18 protein-coding genes and 1 pseudogene are annotated in these 18,089 nt (G+C 63.4%); 14 read left to right on the top strand and 5 right to left on the bottom strand.

Going from position 1 to position 18,089, the window contains the following annotated elements; all coding sequences use genetic code 11:
- Nucleotides 1-22 precede the first annotated feature (22 nt).
- The 8 genes from BLS75_RS29600 to BLS75_RS29565 all read left to right on the top strand — a co-directional run bounded on the left by BLS75_RS29600 (nucleotide 23) and on the right by BLS75_RS29565 (nucleotide 7,587).
- Nucleotides 23-1,171, top strand: a complete 1,149-nt coding sequence (locus tag BLS75_RS29600; RefSeq protein ID WP_011062150.1) for a muconate cycloisomerase family protein — start codon at nucleotides 23-25, stop codon at nucleotides 1,169-1,171.
- A 10-nt stretch (nucleotides 1,172-1,181) separates the two neighbouring features.
- The gene (gene catC, locus BLS75_RS29595) at nucleotides 1,182-1,472 is read left to right on the top strand and encodes a muconolactone Delta-isomerase (RefSeq protein WP_011062149.1); all 291 of its coding nucleotides are present in this window, start codon (nucleotides 1,182-1,184) and stop codon (nucleotides 1,470-1,472) included.
- 51 nt (nucleotides 1,473-1,523) lie between these two features.
- Nucleotides 1,524-2,453, top strand: coding sequence for a catechol 1,2-dioxygenase (gene catA / locus BLS75_RS29590; protein ID WP_011062148.1), 930 nt, complete (start codon nucleotides 1,524-1,526; stop codon nucleotides 2,451-2,453).
- A 136-nt stretch (nucleotides 2,454-2,589) separates the two neighbouring features.
- Nucleotides 2,590-3,546: an AraC family transcriptional regulator gene (locus tag BLS75_RS29585; protein WP_011062147.1), complete on the top strand. Its 957-nt coding sequence runs from the start codon at nucleotides 2,590-2,592 to the stop codon at nucleotides 3,544-3,546.
- Nucleotides 3,547-3,797: 251 nt separating this feature from the next.
- Nucleotides 3,798-5,162 carry a benzoate 1,2-dioxygenase large subunit gene (benA, locus tag BLS75_RS29580; protein ID WP_072452750.1) on the top strand — a complete coding sequence of 455 codons (1,365 nt, stop codon included), beginning with the start codon at nucleotides 3,798-3,800 and terminating at the stop codon, nucleotides 5,160-5,162.
- Nucleotides 5,159-5,647 (top strand): benzoate 1,2-dioxygenase small subunit, encoded by a 489-nt coding sequence (gene benB / locus BLS75_RS29575; RefSeq protein ID WP_011062145.1) that lies wholly within the window; start codon nucleotides 5,159-5,161, stop codon nucleotides 5,645-5,647. The genes benA and benB overlap by 4 nt, the downstream gene beginning before the upstream one ends.
- 10 nt (nucleotides 5,648-5,657) lie before the next feature.
- Nucleotides 5,658-6,671, top strand: a complete 1,014-nt coding sequence (benC, locus tag BLS75_RS29570) for a benzoate 1,2-dioxygenase electron transfer component BenC (RefSeq protein ID WP_072452752.1) — start codon at nucleotides 5,658-5,660, stop codon at nucleotides 6,669-6,671.
- Nucleotides 6,672-6,813: 142 nt separating this feature from the next.
- The gene (locus BLS75_RS29565) at nucleotides 6,814-7,587 is read left to right on the top strand and encodes a 1,6-dihydroxycyclohexa-2,4-diene-1-carboxylate dehydrogenase (protein ID WP_072452754.1); all 774 of its coding nucleotides are present in this window, start codon (nucleotides 6,814-6,816) and stop codon (nucleotides 7,585-7,587) included.
- Between the two features lie 75 nt (nucleotides 7,588-7,662).
- Here the strand turns inward: BLS75_RS29565 and BLS75_RS29560 are convergent, their stop codons facing one another.
- From BLS75_RS29560 to BLS75_RS29550, 3 genes are all read right to left on the bottom strand, one after another.
- Nucleotides 7,663-8,205 carry a hypothetical protein gene (locus BLS75_RS29560; RefSeq protein ID WP_072452756.1) on the bottom strand — a complete coding sequence of 181 codons (543 nt, stop codon included), beginning with the start codon at nucleotides 8,203-8,205 and terminating at the stop codon, nucleotides 7,663-7,665.
- A gap of 190 nt (nucleotides 8,206-8,395) precedes the next feature.
- A complete protein-coding gene (locus BLS75_RS29555; RefSeq protein ID WP_072452758.1) occupies nucleotides 8,396-9,778 on the bottom strand; it encodes an ATP-binding protein in 1,383 nt (460 codons plus the stop codon).
- A complete protein-coding gene (locus tag BLS75_RS29550; protein WP_072452760.1) occupies nucleotides 9,775-10,437 on the bottom strand; it encodes a response regulator in 663 nt (220 codons plus the stop codon). Before BLS75_RS29550 ends, BLS75_RS29555 begins: the two co-directional genes overlap by 4 nt.
- Before the next feature lie 169 nt (nucleotides 10,438-10,606).
- Between BLS75_RS29550 and BLS75_RS29545 the strand changes: the two genes are divergently transcribed.
- The 6 genes from BLS75_RS29545 (at nucleotide 10,607) to BLS75_RS29520 (ending at nucleotide 16,657) form a co-directional block, all read left to right on the top strand.
- Nucleotides 10,607-10,873: a PepSY domain-containing protein gene (locus BLS75_RS29545; RefSeq protein WP_042941807.1), complete on the top strand. Its 267-nt coding sequence runs from the start codon at nucleotides 10,607-10,609 to the stop codon at nucleotides 10,871-10,873.
- Entirely contained in the window at nucleotides 10,873-11,418 is a 546-nt protein-coding gene (locus BLS75_RS29540) for a cytochrome b/b6 domain-containing protein (protein ID WP_072452762.1), read from the top strand. Before BLS75_RS29545 ends, BLS75_RS29540 begins: the two co-directional genes overlap by 1 nt.
- 45 nt (nucleotides 11,419-11,463) lie before the next feature.
- The gene (locus BLS75_RS29535; protein ID WP_072452764.1) at nucleotides 11,464-12,759 is read left to right on the top strand and encodes a sialidase family protein; all 1,296 of its coding nucleotides are present in this window, start codon (nucleotides 11,464-11,466) and stop codon (nucleotides 12,757-12,759) included.
- The gene (locus BLS75_RS29530; protein WP_072452766.1) at nucleotides 12,759-13,370 is read left to right on the top strand and encodes a hypothetical protein; all 612 of its coding nucleotides are present in this window, start codon (nucleotides 12,759-12,761) and stop codon (nucleotides 13,368-13,370) included. Before BLS75_RS29535 ends, BLS75_RS29530 begins: the two co-directional genes overlap by 1 nt.
- A 49-nt stretch (nucleotides 13,371-13,419) precedes the next feature.
- On the top strand, nucleotides 13,420-15,453 hold the full coding sequence (locus BLS75_RS29525) for an LTA synthase family protein (RefSeq protein WP_072452768.1): 2,034 nt from the start codon (nucleotides 13,420-13,422) through the stop codon (nucleotides 15,451-15,453).
- A 184-nt stretch (nucleotides 15,454-15,637) separates the two neighbouring features.
- Nucleotides 15,638-16,657 (top strand): DUF4238 domain-containing protein, encoded by a 1,020-nt coding sequence (locus BLS75_RS29520; protein ID WP_019095867.1) that lies wholly within the window; start codon nucleotides 15,638-15,640, stop codon nucleotides 16,655-16,657.
- 120 nt (nucleotides 16,658-16,777) lie between these two features.
- Here BLS75_RS29520 and BLS75_RS32455 read toward each other — a convergent pair whose 3' ends face one another.
- Entirely contained in the window at nucleotides 16,778-17,551 is a 774-nt protein-coding gene (locus tag BLS75_RS32455) for an HNH endonuclease (protein WP_176876782.1), read from the bottom strand.
- A gap of 306 nt (nucleotides 17,552-17,857) precedes the next feature.
- Nucleotides 17,858-18,085 (bottom strand): annotated as a pseudogene (locus BLS75_RS29510) (DUF3077 domain-containing protein); the annotation flags it as partial.
- Nucleotides 18,086-18,089: the final 4 nt, after the last annotated feature.

Here is an 18,089-nt window from a genome sequence, read left to right as displayed (position 1 = left end):
CAAGAACCTGATGGGTATGGAAATGCACGCTTCTGCCATTGAATCGATCGAGACGATCATCGTCGATCTGCCGACCATCCGCCCCCACAAGCTGGCCATGCACACCATGCAGAACCAGACCCTGGTGCTGATCCGCCTGCGCTGCGCCGACGGCATCGAAGGCCTGGGGGAATCCACCACCATCGGTGGGCTGGCCTATGGCAATGAAAGCCCGGACAGCATCAAGACCAATATCGACCGTTTCGTCGCGCCGCTGCTGATCGGCCAGGACGCCAGCAACATCAACGCCGCCATGCTGCGCCTGGAGCAGAGCATCCGCGGCAACACCTTCGCCAAATCCGGTATCGAAAGCGCCTTGCTCGACGCCCAGGGCAAGCGCCTCGGGCTGCCGGTCAGCGAACTGCTGGGCGGCCGGGTGCGCGATGCCCTGCCGGTGGCCTGGACCCTGGCCAGCGGTGACACCGCCAAGGACATCGCCGAAGCGCAGAAGATGCTCGATCTGCGCCGCCACCGCATCTTCAAGCTGAAGATCGGCGCCGGTGAAGTGGACCGCGACCTGGCCCACGTGATCGCCATCAAGAAGGCCCTGGGCGACAGCGCCAGCGTGCGGGTCGACGTCAACCAGGCCTGGGACGAAGCCGTGGCCCTGCGCGCCTGCCGCATCCTCGGCGGCAATGGCATCGACCTGATCGAACAACCGATTTCGCGCAACAACCGCGCCGGCATGGTGCGCCTGAATGCCAGCAGCCCGGCACCGATCATGGCCGACGAATCCATCGAGTGCGTGGAAGACGCCTTCAACCTGGCCCGGGAAGGGGCGGCCTCGGTATTCGCCCTGAAGATCGCCAAGAACGGCGGCCCCCGCGCCACCCTGCGCACCGCGGCAATTGCCGAGGCGGCGGGCATCGGCCTGTACGGCGGCACCATGCTCGAGGGCGGCATCGGCACCCTGGCCTCGGCCCACGCCTTCCTGACCCTGAACAAACTGAGCTGGGACACCGAACTGTTCGGCCCGCTGCTGCTGACCGAGGACATCCTCGCCGAGCCGCCGGTGTACCGGGATTTCCACCTGCATGTCTCAAAGGCACCGGGCCTTGGCCTGAGCCTGGACGAAGAGCGCCTGGCGTTCTTCCGTCGCGACAAAACCACCCCCGTGCTGCATCACACCTGAGGAGGGCTGCATGCTATTCCACGTGAAAATGACCGTGAACCTGCCGGTCGACATGAACCCCGAGCGCGCCGCGCAGCTGAAAGCCGACGAAAAGGCCCTGGCCCAACGCCTGCAGGCCGAAGGCAAGTGGCGCCACCTGTGGCGCATCGCCGGGCTGTACGCCAACTACAGCGTGTTCGACGTCGACAGCGTGCAGGAATTGCACGACACCCTGATGCAATTGCCGCTGTACCCCTACATGGCCATCGAAGTTGATGCGATGTGCAGGCATCCTTCTTCCATTCATGAGGATGACCGCTGAGACCGTGCCAGCCCGTTCACCACTCTAATAAATACAAGATGAGGATTAATCATGAACGTCAGAATTTCCCACACTGCCAGCGCCCAGCAGTTTCTTGAAGAAGCCAGCGGCCAGTTCACCGAGGGCGGCAACCCCCGGGCCAAGGCCATCATCTACCGCATCCTGCGGGATTCGGTGAACATCATCGAAGACCTGGAGATCACCCCGGAAGAGTTCTGGAAGGCCGTCAACTACCTCAACGTTCTCGGCGCCCGCCAGGAAGCCGGGCTACTGGCCGCGGGCCTGGGCCTGGAGCATTACCTGGACCTGCTGATGGACGCCGCCGACGAACAGGTGGGCAAGACCGGCGGCACTCCGCGCACCATCGAAGGGCCGCTGTACGTGGCCGGTGCACCGCTGAGCCAGGGCGAAGCGCGCCTGGACGACGGCGTCGACCCGGGGGTGGTGCTGTTCATGCAGGGGCAGGTCCGCAACACCGCCGGCGAGCCACTGGCCGGGGCCATCGTCGATGTCTGGCACGCCAACACCGGCGGCACCTATTCCTACTTCGACGGCAGCCAGTCGGAGTTCAACCTGCGCCGGCGCATCGTCACCGACGCCGAGGGCCGCTACCGCTTTCGCAGCATCGTGCCGTCCGGCTACGGTTGCCCGCCGGATGGCCCGACCCAGCAACTGCTGGACCAACTGGGCCGCCATGGCCAGCGCCCGGCGCACATCCACTTCTTCATCTCGGCCGATGACCATCGCCATCTGACCACCCAGATCAACCTGGATGGCGACCAGTACCTGCACGACGATTTTGCCTACGCCACTCGCGACGAGCTGATCGCCCAGATCACCTTCAGCGAAGACCAGGCTCGGGCCAAGGCCCTGGGGGTCAGCGGGCGCTTTGCCGAGATCGAGTTCGACTTCACCCTGCAGTCTTCGGCCCAGCCGCAAGAGCAGCAGCGCCACGAGCGGGTCCGCGCCCTGGAGGATTGAAGCGCCGACCGTGCCTGGCCCGGCCACGGAGCACCGACCCAGGTGCCCGTGGCTTTTGCCGTTATGCCGGGCCTGACGAGACTGCGCTGCGTGCCTGAAGCGCAGACCCAATAAGAACCATCAGAGTGACCCGATCATGCAGATGCATCTGTTGAGTGAGCGCAGCAGCGTGTTTGTTCAAGCCGATCCCTATGCCGTATCCGGTTACGTCAACCAGCATGTGGGCAGCCACTGCATCCGCCTGCCCCGGGCCGGCCATCCCCAGGCCAGCCTGCAGCACCGGGCCCTGGCCAGCCTGGATTTGTGCAGCATCAGCTACGGCGCCAGCGTGCGCGTCACCTCGCCGGCCCTGGAAAGCATCTACCACTTGCAAGTACTGCTGCGGGGCCACTGCCGGTGGCGTGGCCCGGGCCAGGAGCACTACTTCGCCCCGGGGGAACTGCTGCTGATCAACCCCGACGACCCGGTGGACCTGACCTATTCCGACGACTGCGAAAAATTCATCATCAAGATTCCCACCCACCTGGTGGAAAACGCCTGCCAGGAACAGCGCTGGCAGTACCCGGGGCAGGGCGTGCGCTTTCTGCGCCAGCGCTACCAACTGCAGGAACTGGAAGGCTTCGTGCCCTTGCTGAGCCTGCTGTGCCAGGAAGCCGAAGCCCTGGAAAGCATGCCCAAGGTCCAGGAGCACTACGCGCACATCCTGGTGGGCAAACTGCTGGGGCTGATGCAGACCAACGTGCAGCGCGGTGCCCTGGGCGCCTCGGCGGCGACCTTCGAACGGATTGCCGACTACATCGAACGCAACCTCAAGCACGACATCGGCTGCGAAGAACTGGCGCAACAGGCGCGCATGAGCCTGCGCTCGCTGTACGCGCTGTTCGAACGCAACGCCCGCACCACGCCGAAGAACTACATCCGCCAGCAGAAACTGCAACGGGTGCACGCCTGCCTCAGCGACCCGCACAGCCCGGTGCGCAACGTCACCGAACTGGCCCTGGATTTCGGCTTCCTGCACCTTGGGCGTTTTGCCCAAAGCTACCGCCAGCAATACGGCGAACTGCCCTCCGACACCCTCAAGCGTCGGCACTGAGCCCTTGATGGGCCCGCCTCTCGGCTCGGCGGCTGGTAGCCGCTGCCGAGCCTGCGAGGCTGCGAAAAGGTCCGCAGGACCTTGCCTGGCGATCGCCAGCCGGACTTCCAGCGGCCTTGGGATCCTGGCGTCCCTTCGGGCCGTTCGCAGCCTGCAGAAAACGGATACAGGTCTGCAGGCATTGGCTATTGCCCGTTCCCAGCCCGCCCTAGCATGGCCCTGCCTGAATAAAAACAATGGAGGCGGCGGCCATGTCCCTGCGACCCGAATACCTGCATTCCCTGCTTGAAGAAGACCCCGACCAGGGCGTCTACCGCTGCAAGCGGGAGATGTTCACCGACCCCCGGCTGTTCGACCTGGAGATGCAGCACATCTTCGAAGGCAACTGGCTGTACCTGGCCCACGAAAGCCAGATCCCCAATCCCAACGACTACTACAGCACCACCATGGGCCGGCAATCGATCTTCATCGCGCGCAACAAGAACGGCGAGCTCAACGCCTTCATCAACGCCTGCAGCCATCGCGGCGCCATGCTTTGCCGGCACAAGACCGGCAACAAGGCCTCCTTCACCTGCCCGTTCCACGGCTGGACCTTCAACAACACCGGCAAGCTGCTCAAGGTCAAGGACCCGGCCGCCGCGGGCTACCCGGCCAGCTTCAACTGCGAAGGCTCCCACGACCTGACCCGCGTCGCGCGCTTTGAGTCCTACCGTGGCTTCCTGTTCGGCAGCCTCAACCCCGACGTGCTGCCCCTGGTGGAACACCTGGGGGAGTCGGCGAAGATCATCGACATGATCGTCGACCAGTCCGCCGACGGCCTGGAAGTGCTGCGCGGCTCTTCCAGCTATATCTACGAAGGCAACTGGAAGCTCACCGCCGAGAACGGCGCCGACGGCTACCACGTCAGCTCGGTGCACTGGAACTACGCCGCCACCCAGAACCAGCGCAAGCAGCGCGAGGCCGGGGAAGACATCCGCACCATGAGCGCCGGCACCTGGGCCAAGCAGGGCGGCGGTTTCTACTCCTTTGACAAGGGCCACATGCTGCTCTGGACCCGCTGGTCCAACCCCGAAGACCGCCCGCTCTACGAGCGCCGCGACGAGCTGGCCCGGGACTTTGGCCAGGCCCGCGCCGACTGGATGATCGAGAACTCGCGCAACCTGTGCCTGTACCCCAACGTCTACCTGATGGACCAGTTCAGCTCGCAGATCCGCATCGCCCGGCCGATCGCCGTGGACCGCACCGAAATCACCATCTACTGCATCGCCCCCAAGGGCGAGAGCGACGAAGCCCGGGCCCGGCGCATCCGCCAGTACGAAGACTTCTTCAACGTCAGCGGCATGGCCACCCCCGACGACCTGGAGGAATTCCGCTCCTGCCAGCTCGGCTACCAGGGCAGCACCACGGCCTGGAACGACATGTCCCGCGGCGCCGAGCACTGGGTCCAGGGCGCGGACGACGCAGCGAAAGAAATCGACCTGCAACCGATCCTCAGCGGGGTGCGCACCGAGGACGAGGGCCTGTTCGTGATGCAGCACAAGTACTGGCAGCAAACCCTGCTCGCGGCCCTGGAGCTTGAAGCCTCTCGCCGGATCGACGTGGAGGCCGTGCAATGACCATTTCCTACGACGCCGTGCGCGATTTCCTGTACCGCGAAGCCCGCTACCTGGACGACAAGGATTGGGACAGCTGGCTGGAACTCTACGCCCCGGACGCCACCTTCTGGATGCCCTCCTGGGACGACAGCGATCAGTTGACCGAAGACCCGCAGCGGGAAATCTCGCTGATCTGGTACGGCAACCGCAGCGGCCTGGAAGACCGGGTGTTCCGCATCAAGACCGAGCGCTCCAGCGCCAGCATTCCCGACACCCGCACCTCCCACAACCTGAGCAATATCGAGCTGCTGGAGCAGGGCGACGGCCAGTGCAAGCTGCGCTTCAACTGGCACACCCTGAGCTTTCGCTACAAGACTGTGGACAGCTATTTCGGCTGCAGCTTCTACACCCTCGACCTGCGGGGCGAAAACCCGCTGATCCTGGCCAAGAAAGTCATCCTGAAGAACGACTACGTTCGTCAGGTCGTCGATATCTACCACCTCTGAGGCGACCGCCATGAGCCATCAAATCGCACTCAATTTCGAAGACGGCGTGACCCGTTTCGTCAACGCCAACCCGGGCGAAACCGTGGCCGACGCCGCCTACCGCCAGGGCATCAATGTTCCCCTGGACTGCCGCGACGGCGCCTGCGGCACCTGCAAGTGTTTTGCCGAGGCGGGGCTCTACGAGCTGGGGGAGGATTACATCGAAGACGCCCTGAGCGCCGACGAGGCCGAGCAGGGTTTTGTCCTCACCTGCCAGATGCGCGCCCTCGGTGATTGCGTGGTACGGGTGCCGGCCTCGTCCCAGGTCTGCCGGGCCGGGCAGGCCACCTTCCAGGCCAGCATCAGCGCGGTGCGCCAGTTGTCCGACAGCACCATCGCCCTGTCGATCAAGGGCGAGGCCCTGAACCAGCTGGCGTTCCTGCCGGGGCAGTACGTCAACCTCGGCGTGCCTGGCAGCGAGCAGACCCGCGCCTATTCCTTCAGCTCCCTGCAGCGCGATGGCGAGGTCAGCTTCCTGATCCGCAATGTGCCCGGCGGCCTGATGAGCAGCTTCCTCACCGGTCTTGCCAAAGCCGGCGACAGCATGACCCTGGCCGGGCCCCTGGGCAGCTTCTACCTGCGGGACATCCGCCGGCCCCTGCTGTTGCTGGCCGGCGGCACCGGGCTGGCGCCGTTCACCGCCATGCTGGAGAAGATTGCCGAGCAGGGTAGCGAACACCCCCTGCATTTGATCTACGGCGTGACCAACGACTTCGACCTGGTGGAACTGGAGCGCCTGGAAGACTTTGCCGCGCGTATCCCGCAGTTCAGCTTCAGCGCCTGCGTGGCCAACCCCGAAAGCCAGTACCCGCGCAAGGGCTACGTGACCCAGCACATCGAACCGACGCACCTCAACCAGGGCGATGTGGATGTCTACCTGTGCGGGCCGCCGCCAATGGTGGAGGCGGTGAGCCAGTTCATCCGCGAGCAGGGCATCGCGCCGGCGAACTTCTACTACGAGAAGTTCGCCGCCAGCGCCGCCTGAAGAGCGCCTCGCCGCTGTAGGAGCTGACTTGCCAGCGAAGGCGTCCACAAGAGCGCTGCAAGGCTCGAGGGCCTCTTCGCCGGCAAGCCGGCTCCTACGTTGGGTGGTGTTCTCCCTATCTTTTTGCATTCACGAGGTTTCCATGAACCGTTTCCACAACCAAGTCGCCCTGGTCACCGGCGCCGCCCAGGGCATCGGCCGTCGCGTTGCCGAACGCCTGGCCGAGGAGGGCGCTCGCGTGGTGCTGGTGGACCGCTCGGAACTGGTCTTCGAACTGGCCGCTGCACTCAGCCCCCGCTACCCGATCCTGGCCCTGACCGCCGACCTGGAGCAGTACAGCGAATGCAGCCGGATCATGGCCGCCGCCATCGCCCACTTCGGCCGCCTCGACATCCTCATCAACAACGTTGGCGGCACCATCTGGGCCAAGCCTTTCGAGCACTACGAGCCGGCGCAGATCGAAGCCGAAGTGCGTCGCTCATTGTTCCCCACCCTGTGGTGCTGCCACGCCGCCTTGCCGCAGATGCTGGAGCAGGGCCGCGGCGCCATCGTCAATGTTTCCTCCATCGCCACCCGCAGCCTCAACCGCGTGCCCTACGGCGCGGCCAAGGGCGGCATCAATGCACTCACTGCATGCCTGGCTTTTGAAACCGCCGGCCGCGGCGTGCGGGTCAACGCCACCGCTCCCGGCGGCACCGAGGCACCGCCGCGGCGCATTCCGCGCAACAGCGCCGAGCCCAGTACCGAAGAGCAGGCCTGGTACCAGCAGATCGTCGACCAGACCCTGGATAGCAGCCTGATGCACCGCTACGGCAGCGTTGACGAGCAGGCGGCGGCGATTCTGTTCCTGGCCTCCGACGAAGCCTCCTATATCACCGGCACGGTGCTGCCGGTGGGCGGCGGCGATCAGGGCTGAACGAGGGGCGAACTGGACGCCCTTACCTGTGGCTGGCCACGGCGGTGCTTATGCAGCTGGCCAGCCCGAGGGCCTCTATGGCTGCGGTGGAATGGGGTAGGGCAAGGTGATCGGCGGTGCATCCTGCAGTTGCCGCGAAGACTGCGCCATCAGATAACCGATGATCTGCGCCGAGCTCAGCTCGATATGCAACATATCTTGATCGCCAAACCACTCGTTGGGCCAGAAGATCAGGTCCGAGGCATTGGCCTCGGGGAAGTTGGTTTCCAGCAGGTTCAGGGCGTAGTCCGTATCAGACTCCGTGCCTTCGCACTGGCAGATGAAATCCGCCACGGCGCAGGCCTCGGCGAAGCTCAGGTCGTCAACGTAGCGCTCCTGATGAAAGGCCGTGCGCAGAAAGTTCGCCGCGCTGGTATGGCTGTGCATATCGCGAAATTCGTGGAACTCGAAAGGCCGGCCGGCGTGGCTGTTCCACTGCTGGATCAGCGCACTGATCTCGGGGCTTTCCCGTTCCTGGTTGTCCCAGATGCGGTCGAGGATCTGCTTCAGCAAGCCCTTCATCAGCGCACGTATTTTCGGCGTGGCGGGTGTTGGTTTCAGCCGTTCCGGCATGGCCATGGGTGTCTCCCTGATTGTCATTTCGTTTGTAGGAGTCGGCTGCCGACGAAGGCGATCTTACGGATGCTTTCGCCGGCAAGCCGGCTCCTACGGGGGCGTGCTTGTGTAGGCGCTGGCTTGCCAGCGAATACGCCCGCAAGGCCGCCCCCATTCCCGAGCGGCGCACAGGATAGGCCCTTCGCGCCGCCGACTAAAGCGCCGGCCCCAGCAACAACAACGCACACAGCCCGCCCTCAGGCCGATTGCGCAACTCCAGGCGACCGCCGATCTTGCTGACGATCATCTGCACAATCGCCAGCCCCAGCCCGGCGCCATTGGCGTTGCCCTGGCTGTAGAAGCGCTCCAGCAAACGCTCGCGCTGCTGCTCGTCGATACCCGGCCCCGCATCTTCCACACACAGGTGCATCGCGCCGTCCGCCTGAGGTCGCAGGCCGACCCGTACCTCGCTGCCCGCTGGGGCAAAGTTCAGGGCGTTGGTCACCAGGTTCTGCAGGGCGATGGCCAGGGCCACCGGGTCGGTAGCGATCAGGCAGCCTTCGTCGCCTTCCAGCACCAGTTCGACGTCTTTCTCCAGGGCCAGGGGCGTCAGTTCCGCCAGCTCTTCGCGCACCAGGGCGCTGAGGTCGATGCGGCTCAGGCGCGGGCTGTTCAGCTGCGGTTCGATGCGGGCCATGGTCAGCAACTGGCTGCCGATGCGGGTGGCCCGGTCGACGCCGCTCACCAGAAAATCCAGGGCTTCCCGGCGCTGCTCCGGGCTGCCGGCACTCTGGGCGTTCTGCGCATGAATCCGCAGGATCGCCAGGGGCGTGCGCAGTTCATGGGCGGCGTCGGCGATAAAGCGCCGCTCGCGCTCCAGCAGGCTGTCGATCTGGGCCAACAACTGGTTGAGGGCGGTCTGCATTGGCTCCAGGTCCTGGGGCAGGGGCTTGAGCCCGAGCGGCTGCAAGGTGTCGCTGCTGCGTCCGCGAATGGCCCGGGCCATGGCCCGCAGCGGCGCCAGGCCCCAGCCGATGGTCAGCCAGACCAGCAACGCCAGCAGCGGCACGCCGATCAGGGTCGGCCACAGGGTATGGCGGACGATGCGCTGGATCAGGTCCTGGCGGATGTCATCGCGCTCGCCGACCCAGATCAGCAAGCCCTGCTGTGGGTCGGCCAGCAGGAAGGCGCACCAGTCCTTGCCGTTTTCCAGAATGTCGTGGGCCCCAAGGGTGGTGGGCGGCGCCTCCAGCAGCGGGGCCTCGGCGGAGCGCATCAGCAACTGGCCATCGTCGCGCCAGACCTGGAAGGTCAGGCGGGTTTCATAGGGGTGGGCGGCGCCGTCCACGCCGACCCGGCTCATGGCCTGGTCGAAGGCTTGGTGCAGGCGCTCCCAGTCCGCCGCGTCCGGCTTTTGAGCCGGGTCGCGCTGGCGCAGCACCCCTTGCAGCAGGCGCGCGCTCTGGGCCAGCTGGGCGTCGTAGACCTCTTCGATTTCGTGGTGGCTGTCGCGCAGCACCAGCCAGCTGATCAGCAAATCCCCCAGCAGCACCAGCACCAGGACCGGCAGCAGAATCCGCGTGCGCACCGAGTTCATGGCTTGAGCGCCAGCACGTAACCGACGCCGCGCACGGTGCGGATCAGCTCGCTGCAGAGCTTCTTGCGCAGGTTATGGATCAGCACTTCCAGAGTGTTGCTCTCGACCCGGTCCTGCCAGCCGTACAGCGCCCGGGATAGGCGCTCGCGGGTCACCACCTTGCCCGGGCGTACCATCAGCTGGTGCAGCAACTGGTATTCCATGGGCGTCAGCACCACCTCGGCGTCGTGGTACTGCACCTGCTGGTTGGCCGGGTCGAGGCGGATGCCGGCGTGTTCCAGCAACGGCTGGGCACGACCCTGGCTGCGGCGCAGCAGGGCGCGGACCCGGGCCTTGAATTCCTCGACGTCGAAGGGCTTGACCAGGTAGTCGTCGGCCCCGGCATCCAGCCCGGCGATGCGCTCGGTAGTGCCGTCGCGGGCGGTGAGGATCAGCACCGGCAGGTCCTGCTGGGCGGCGCGCAATTGCTGCAACAACTCCAGGCCGTCGAGCCGCGGCAGGCCCAGGTCCAGCAGCAACAGGTCGAAGCTTTCCGTGCGCAGGGCGTGCAGGGCGCTGGCGCCGTCCTGCAGCCAGTCCAGGGTGTAGCCTTCGGCGCTCAGGGCCACGCGAATGCCCTGGCCGAGGGCACGATCATCTTCGACAAGCAGCAGGCGCATGGGTGGTTCTCGGTCGGGCGAGGGGCAGGGAAGGGGCGCATGATGACGCCGGCCAAGCTTGGCCGGCAGGGGTTTTTCGCGGGGAAAATGTTACCGCGCGTTGCCAACTAAGCTTTCACTAAGCTTGGTTTTGCACAGTGGAATCTCCCCCATCACCGGAGCGTTTTCCATGCGCAAGATCCTCCTGCTGTCCCTGGTTCTCGCCAGCCCCCTGGCCCTCGCCGGCCCGCAATGCACCACCGCCGAACGCTCGCAATGGCAGGATCAGAAGGCCTTTCAGGAACAGCTCAAGGCCCAGGGCTACCAGATCAGCAAGTTCAAGGTCACCGACGGCAACTGCTACGAGATCTACGGCTTCGACAAGGACCAGCGCAAGGTCGAGATCTACCACGACCCGGTCACCGGCAAAGCGGTGAAGACCGAGATCAAAGGCTGATGCCGCACGCTTCCCTGCGGCTGTGGGACCCGCTGGTGCGACTGTTTCACCTGTCCATCGCCGGGGTCTTTATCGGCAACTACTTCTTCAATGAAGCCGGTGACGACTGGCACGTCTGGCTCGGCTACTACGCCATGGCCTGGCTGCTGTTGCGCACAGCCTGGGGATTTGTCGGGCCGCGCAGTGCGCGCTGGTCCGACTTCTGGCCGACCCGGGCCCGGCTGGCGCGGCACCTGCGCTCGCTGCTGGCCGGGCGTCCCGAGCATCGCCTGGGGCATTCGCCCCTCGGGGCTTTGGTGATGCTGCTGATGCTGCTGGCCCTGTTGCTGATCGGCATCAGCGGTTTCCTGATGCAAGAGGTCGATGCCCTGTGGGGCGCCGACTGGCCGCTGCAAGTGCATGAGACCAGCGCCGATGTGCTGGTGGGGCTGGTGCTGCTGCACCTGTGCGCGGCGATTTTTGAAAGCCTGCAGGTGCGCGACAATCTGCCGTTGTCGATGCTCACCGGCCGCCGCCGGCCCTTGCCGGGCAGTGATAAGCGCTAATGGTTTTTCCCTTGTTCCCACCCTGTATTTGCCACGGGCTCCTGTATGCGTGCGCTGTCCTTTCGCCTGATCTTCCTCTGCGGCAGCCTGCTGTTGGCCGTCGTCTTTATCGCCGCCTGGCGCAGCCATCCGCCTCACCAACTGGCGCCGTTCGCCCAGGCCGCCGTCGGCAGCGATGCGGCTAAAGCCAACAGCACGCCGCAATACAACAGCCGCTTCGTCTCTTCGGACCTGGATGACTTCGTGCATTCCTCCTCGGTGACCGCCTTGCCCGGCGGCGACCTGATGGCCGTGTGGTTCGCCGGCTCCCGGGAAGGCGCCGCCGACGTCCAGGTGCGCAGCGCACGCTTTGACGCCCAGAGCGGCGAGTGGGGCGCCGAGCAAGTACTGGCCACCCGCGAATCGACCCGTGACGGCACCGGGCGCTATATCCGCAAGCTCGGCAACCCGGTGATCGCCCTGGGCCCGGACCAGCGCCTGTGGATGTTTTACGTTTCGGTGTCGGTGGGCGGCTGGGCCACCAGCGCCATCAACCTGATGGTTTCCGATGACCTGGGGCGCAGCTGGTCGGCGCCGCGACAGCTGGTGACCTCGCCGTTCTTCAACATCAGCACCCTGGTGCGCGCCGCGCCGGTGTTCCATGCCGACGGCTCGATCGGCCTGCCGGTGTACCACGAGTTCATGGGCAAGTTCGCCGAGTACCTGTACCTGAGCGCCGATGGCGCGGTGATCGACAAATTCCGCATCAGCCGTGGCAAGCACTCCCTGCAACCGACCATCGTGCCCCTGGACGAACGCCGCGCCGTGGCCATGCTGCGCTACGCCGGCGACACCCACCACAAGGTCCTGGCCAGCCGCACCGAAGACGCCGGGCAGACCTGGAGCGAGCCCTATCCGTTGCAACCGTCCAACCCCAACTCATCGCTGGCGGCGGTGGGCACCGACCACCAGGGCCTGCTGGTGGCCCTCAACGATCTGCAGGACGGGCGCTTCAAACTCAGTCTGTACGGCACCGACGCCGGCCTCAGCCAGTGGCGGCCCCTGGTGGAACTGGACCAGTCCCCCGATCCCCTGGGCCAGCCGTTTTCCCACGAGGCCTACAAGGACATCATCGGCGAAGGCTTTCGTGCCTCCAGCGGCGCCCGGCGTCTGCCCCTGGAACAGCGCTTTTTGAGCAACCTCGACTACCGGGTGTGCAAGCCCCAGGGCTGCGACTTCGAGTACGAATACCCCTACTTCAGCCGCGGGGCGGACGGCCTGTACCACCTGGTCTATTCCTGGAACAACACCTTTATCAAGCACGTCAGCTTCAACGCGGCGTGGCTGGCGGAGCGCTTGTGATGATGTCGCTATGGCAAGCCCACCTGAGTTTTATCCTCCTGGGCTTCGTGCTGCTTGGCAGCCTGCGCCTGACCGCGCCCTGGCGGCCCTGGCTGCTGCCGGTGCTGGCGCTGGTCAGCTTTATTCCACTGAACCAGCTGCCGCTGGCGGCCTATGTGCGCAGCTTCACCGATGATCTGGCCATCAGCACCCTGGTGCTGCTGGGCTGGGTCAGCCTGCGGCACTTGGGGGTGATTGCGCCCTTGCCAGCCAAACACCGGGTGCAGGTTTTGCTGCTGTTTATCGGCCTGACCCTGAGCCTGTACCCCGCGACCCTGGGCCTGACCTACCTCGACCCCTACCGCTGGGGCTACAACCCACGGCCGATGATCGTGCTGATGGGCCTGGCGGCGCTGGTGCTGCTGTGGCAGCGCAACCTCCTGGGGGTACTGATGCTGGCAGCCGGGACCCTGGCCTTTGCCCTGCGCCTCAAGCCCTCGGAAAACTACTGGGACTACCTGCTGGACCCGTTGCTGGCGGGCTACTGCCTGATCGCCGGCAGCGGCGGGCTGCTGCTGTGGCTGTGGCGCCGCTTTGCCCAGCGCAGCCGCGGGCAACCCCTTGCCGGGTAAACCAACAGGCCGCGCGGCGGCCTTCGACAACACCACACAGAGGTCAATGATGGGCGGGTTGCAATCACGCCGCCTGCGCTACGGCGTGGGCGCAATCGGGCTGGTATTCGGCTTGCTGGCACTGCTGCGGCTGCTGTTCGCCGTGGGTTTTTCCGGGGTGGACCTGAGCGCCGCCGACCAGCGCGAAGCCATCCTCCAGACCCTCGGCATCGGCCTGCGCTTCGACCTGCGCCTGACCCTGCTGATACTGCTGCCCCTGGCCCTGCTGGCCTGGCTGCCGCGCTGGAACCTGCTGCGCCTGCCGGCCTTGCGCTGGCTGGCCCGGGCCTACCTGCTGCTGGTACTGGGCGGGGTAGGGCTGCTGTACATCATCGACTTCGGCCACTACGCCTACCTCGGCGTGCGCATCAACGCCACCGTGCTGCGCTACCTGGACGACGCACAGATCTCCCGGCAAATGCTCTGGGAAAGCTACCCGGTGCTGTGGATCGTCCTCGCCTGGGGCAGCGCCCTGGCCCTGTGCTGCTACGCCTTGCTGCGCCTGGAACGCCTGACCCTCGACCGCCCGGCGCAAGCCGTGGGCCGGCTGCCCCTGGCCAGCGTCAGCGCCCTGGGCATCGCCGCCGTGTTCCTCGGCCTGCTGGGCCGGGTAGAAAACCTCAACCTGGAAAACCCCGTGCCCCTGCGCTGGAGCGACGCCTATTTCTCCGGCAACAGCCAGATCGCCGCCCTGGGCCTGAACCCCTTGCTGTTCTTCTACGACACCCTCAAGGCCGGCCAGGCCCAGTACGACGAAGCCCAGGTGCGCCAACACTACCCGGCCCTGGCCCGTTACCTCGGCGTCGACAACCCCGACCCGCAGCGCCTGAACTTCACCCGCCAGCAAGGCGTGCAGCCGTACCGCATCGACCGCCCCCGGCCGCCCAACGTCATCTTCGTCATGCTCGAATCCCTCGGCACCAGCGCCGTGGGCGCCTACGGCAACCCGCTCAACCCCACACCCAACCTCGACCGCCTGGCCCGCCAGAGCTGGTTCTTCAAACACTTCTACGTCCCGGTCACCGGCACCGCCAAGACCGTGTGGGCCAGCATCACCGGCGTGCCCGACGTCACCCGCCAAGAGACCGCCACCCGCCAGCCCCTGATCACCCGCCAACACAGCCTGATCAACGCCTTCAGCGACTACCACAGGCTCTACCTGATCGGCGGCAACGCCGGCTGGGCCAACATCAACGGCCTGATCCGCCAGAGCATCGACAACGTGCGCCTGTACGACGAAAGCCACTGGCAATCGCCCCAGGTGGACGTCTGGGGCATCTCCGACCTCGACCTGTTCAAGGAAAGCGACCGCCTGCTGCGCGCCATCCCCCAGGACCAGCCGTTCTTCGCCTACCTGCAAACCTCCGGCAACCACCGCCCGTTCACCATTCCCAAGGACAACGACGGCTTCCAAACTCAGGACCTGCCCCTGGAACAAGTCCAGGCCGCCGGTTCCCGCAGCCTGGAGCAATACAACGCCGTGCGCCTGCTGGACTTCAACATCGGCCGCCTGATGGAGATCGCCAAAGCGGGCGGTTACTACGACAACACGATTTTCGTGTTCTTCGGCGACCACAACACCCGCATCAGCCAGATCCCCCACATGGCCCCGGCGTTTGAACAGTTGGGGCTGGAAAGCAACAACGTACCGCTGCTGATTCATGCCCCGGGGATGTTGCAGCCCAGAGTGATCGAAGAAGCCGTCGGCCTCGCCGACCTGCTGCCCACCGTGGCCGGCATGGCCGGGATGCCCTTCACCAATGGCGCCATGGGGCGGGACATTCAACAGCCTGCACCGGAAGGCGAGCGGGTGGTGCCGTTGGTGTTGAGGGAAGGAATCTTCCCGGTGATTGGCGGCGTGACCAAGGACTTTTTGTTGCAGATGCAGCACGACGGTAGCGGACCGACCCTTCACGATTTGGCCTCACCCACCCCACGCGACGACGTGGCCCAGCAACACCCCGAAGAGTTTCAGCGGTTGCTGGAATTGACTAGGGGGCTGCACGAAACGGCGCGCCTGATGCTGTATAGGAATGTGCGTTAGACCTTTCGACTTCATCGCATTAACTAACGTACTGGCTCACATTCCGGTACAGGTGTTGTCGTCTTGATTGACATCGAGTGGTCGCTTTAATAAGTTCGGCGCCCGATTGATGACCTATAGCCAAAACGGCTGAGAACGTCGAGCTTTGTTGAAGTCCACAGGCCAGCGTCAGCAAGGAGGCTGCATGTCCCAGCAACACAATGACAATCACTACGTTCCACAGCTGTATCTCAAGCAATGGGCGATTGAGGGCAAAGTACTTGCCTATCGACTGCTGGTTCAAAACCCCAACGTACCTCAATGGAAAAAGTACACGCCCAAAGGTATTGCTTACTATCGGCACCTTTATGTCTACACCTACGCCAAAGGTGAAACCGACGAGTTCGAGCGATGGCTGGATAGCGAGTTTGAGTCTCCGGCTAAAGCTGCCATTGAGAGGGCGACAACTGGGCAGCGCTTAACTCCGCGAGATTGGGAACTTTTAATACGGTATCTCGCTGCGCAAGATGTTCGGACGCCTGCCCGACTAAGGGAGTTTCTTGTGTATCAGCAGGAGCATCTTCCAAGCCAACTAGACGAGGTGCTCCCGCGTACTCTTAAACAGTTGGAAACCCAAGCCAGCCTCGGTCTGGACATTCAAGTTCCTACTCAGCAGCAACTCGATTCAGCACCAGTAAAAGTGACCTTTGAGCCCCATTCGGATCGACCAGGCGGTACGATTCAGGCGAAGACTCTCATTGGCCGCAAGCTTTGGGTGGATGCCACGCGGTATGTACTGCAAAACGTGATGCCTGAGCTGATGAAGCACAAGTGGACGATTTTCACTGCACCTGGTGATTTCGAATGGTCTACCAGTGACGATCCTGTAATACGCCTGGATACGTTGAGCAAACCGTATAACTTTAAAGGAAGATGGGGCGGCGAAAGTGGCTTTATCCTGCTTCCTCTAAGTCCTAAGCATCTATTGTTCACAAGTTTTGGTCAGCGTATGCCTCCTCGTGGAAAGAAAGTGTCCATTGAGTTTGCTATGCAGATAGAAAAAATCATTGTGGAGCACGCTTATCGTTATGTGTTCTCTACAAAAAAACACGATATGCGTGCCCGCCGTCCAAGAATTGAGTGTGCAGAGTCGTTTAAAGAGGAAGAAGCAATCTGGAAAAATTGGCATCGCGATCAAAGTCATGCGGAGCGACAACTGGTTTAAATCAACTAATTTTCAGGTAACAGATAAGGGGTAGGGCCTGCCCTGGAGCTTGCAAGGGCGATTAAGCTGTCCTCTTTTCCAGAAGGCGTTAGCCGTCAGCGAAATGGTATTTAACAATCATTAATGGGTATTTGATTTTAGGTTTGTTTGGTAGCGCTCCTTCACTTCAGCCACGCTCAGCCACTTGCGTTGCGAATGCACCACCCGATGGCAATTGGCACACAACAACGCCAAATCAGCGAGCTTAGTTTTGTCGCCCGGCTGGAGCGTGTGCAGAGGTTTAGTGTGGTGGACGTCAATCACCCCCTCCACATCTGCACCATAGGTTTGGCTGAAGTTAAAACCACACGCCTCACACTGCAGTGCCCCATGCTGCTTCAGTGCCTCTTCCTTTTTGCGCTTAACGATTTTCTTGTCTCTTTCCCGTACCCGATGCACCCGAGTGAGCACTTTGCCTTCCTCTGCTTCGAAGAAGCCCGGGTCATCCGCTGCACTTAAATCGATAGGGCTAGCTGGAATCGTCTGAACGTTGGCATTGATCGCCGCCACAACCTCAGCAAGACGCTCCGGGTCATTGGCAAATTCCAGCCACACCAACTGCTCATCCTTATTGCCTTTTGCAAGCCCCGTACGCCCATTGTTGGTGTAGCTCGGGTCCCAACGCCGGAAGTTGTTGAGCTTCATGCACACACCGTTGGCATTGCGAAAGCTCTGATTCTTGCTCACCCCGGTGGCATTGCCGATGAGATTAAGAGACTGCGATAACGCCAAAACATCCGGATGATTCACCCCGGGTAAACCGTTGCGGTGAAGGAGGTACAAGTTCAGGGCAAGAACGAGCTCGTCGCGGCTCCAAGCAGGGTTGGATTGATTGCTGATAGGTGCAGAGGTCATGCGGGGGGCTATCCGTAGGTTTCCCGATTCGCTGTACGAAACAGCGTAAGAGGCCGTAAGGATATTCTTTTCGCAACTGGTTTGGGAGTTCACTAGTGAGTAGGAAACGGGACGAGCAGGGAAGGGACGCGTTGCCTCTCACCACGTGTCTATGGCCGTGGCTGGGCAGTGAGAGAGCTTAAGCAATATCGAAGGGCTACAGCATCTGTAGGAGCTGGCTTGCCAGCGAAAGCGGCCTAACAGAAACGGGGCAAATCAGCCTTCACCCCGCTTCCATATTTTTCGGACTTCTGAGTATCTAGTCGATTACCGAGGCTGCGCTGGTTTATTGGCATCTAGCAACGAATCCACCACTGCTCTGGCCATCTCCACCGAATGGATCATCGACCAAATCAACCCACGCTCCACACCGCTGGCGCGCTCGGTGATTTCATCGCTGACCTGTACCGCACAGTCCAGCAGCAACGACACATGCACCAAGGCTTCTTCGGCATTGATGCCGGAGCGGACGCTGAACATGGATTGATGACCTACGCTA

The sequence above is a fragment of the Pseudomonas sp. NFPP12 genome (genome assembly GCF_900103205.1).
GTDB classification, from domain to species: domain Bacteria; phylum Pseudomonadota; class Gammaproteobacteria; order Pseudomonadales; family Pseudomonadaceae; genus Aquipseudomonas; species Aquipseudomonas protegens.
Note: the sequence above shows the minus strand (reverse complement) of the source record. Positions and strands in the feature narration are given on the sequence as shown.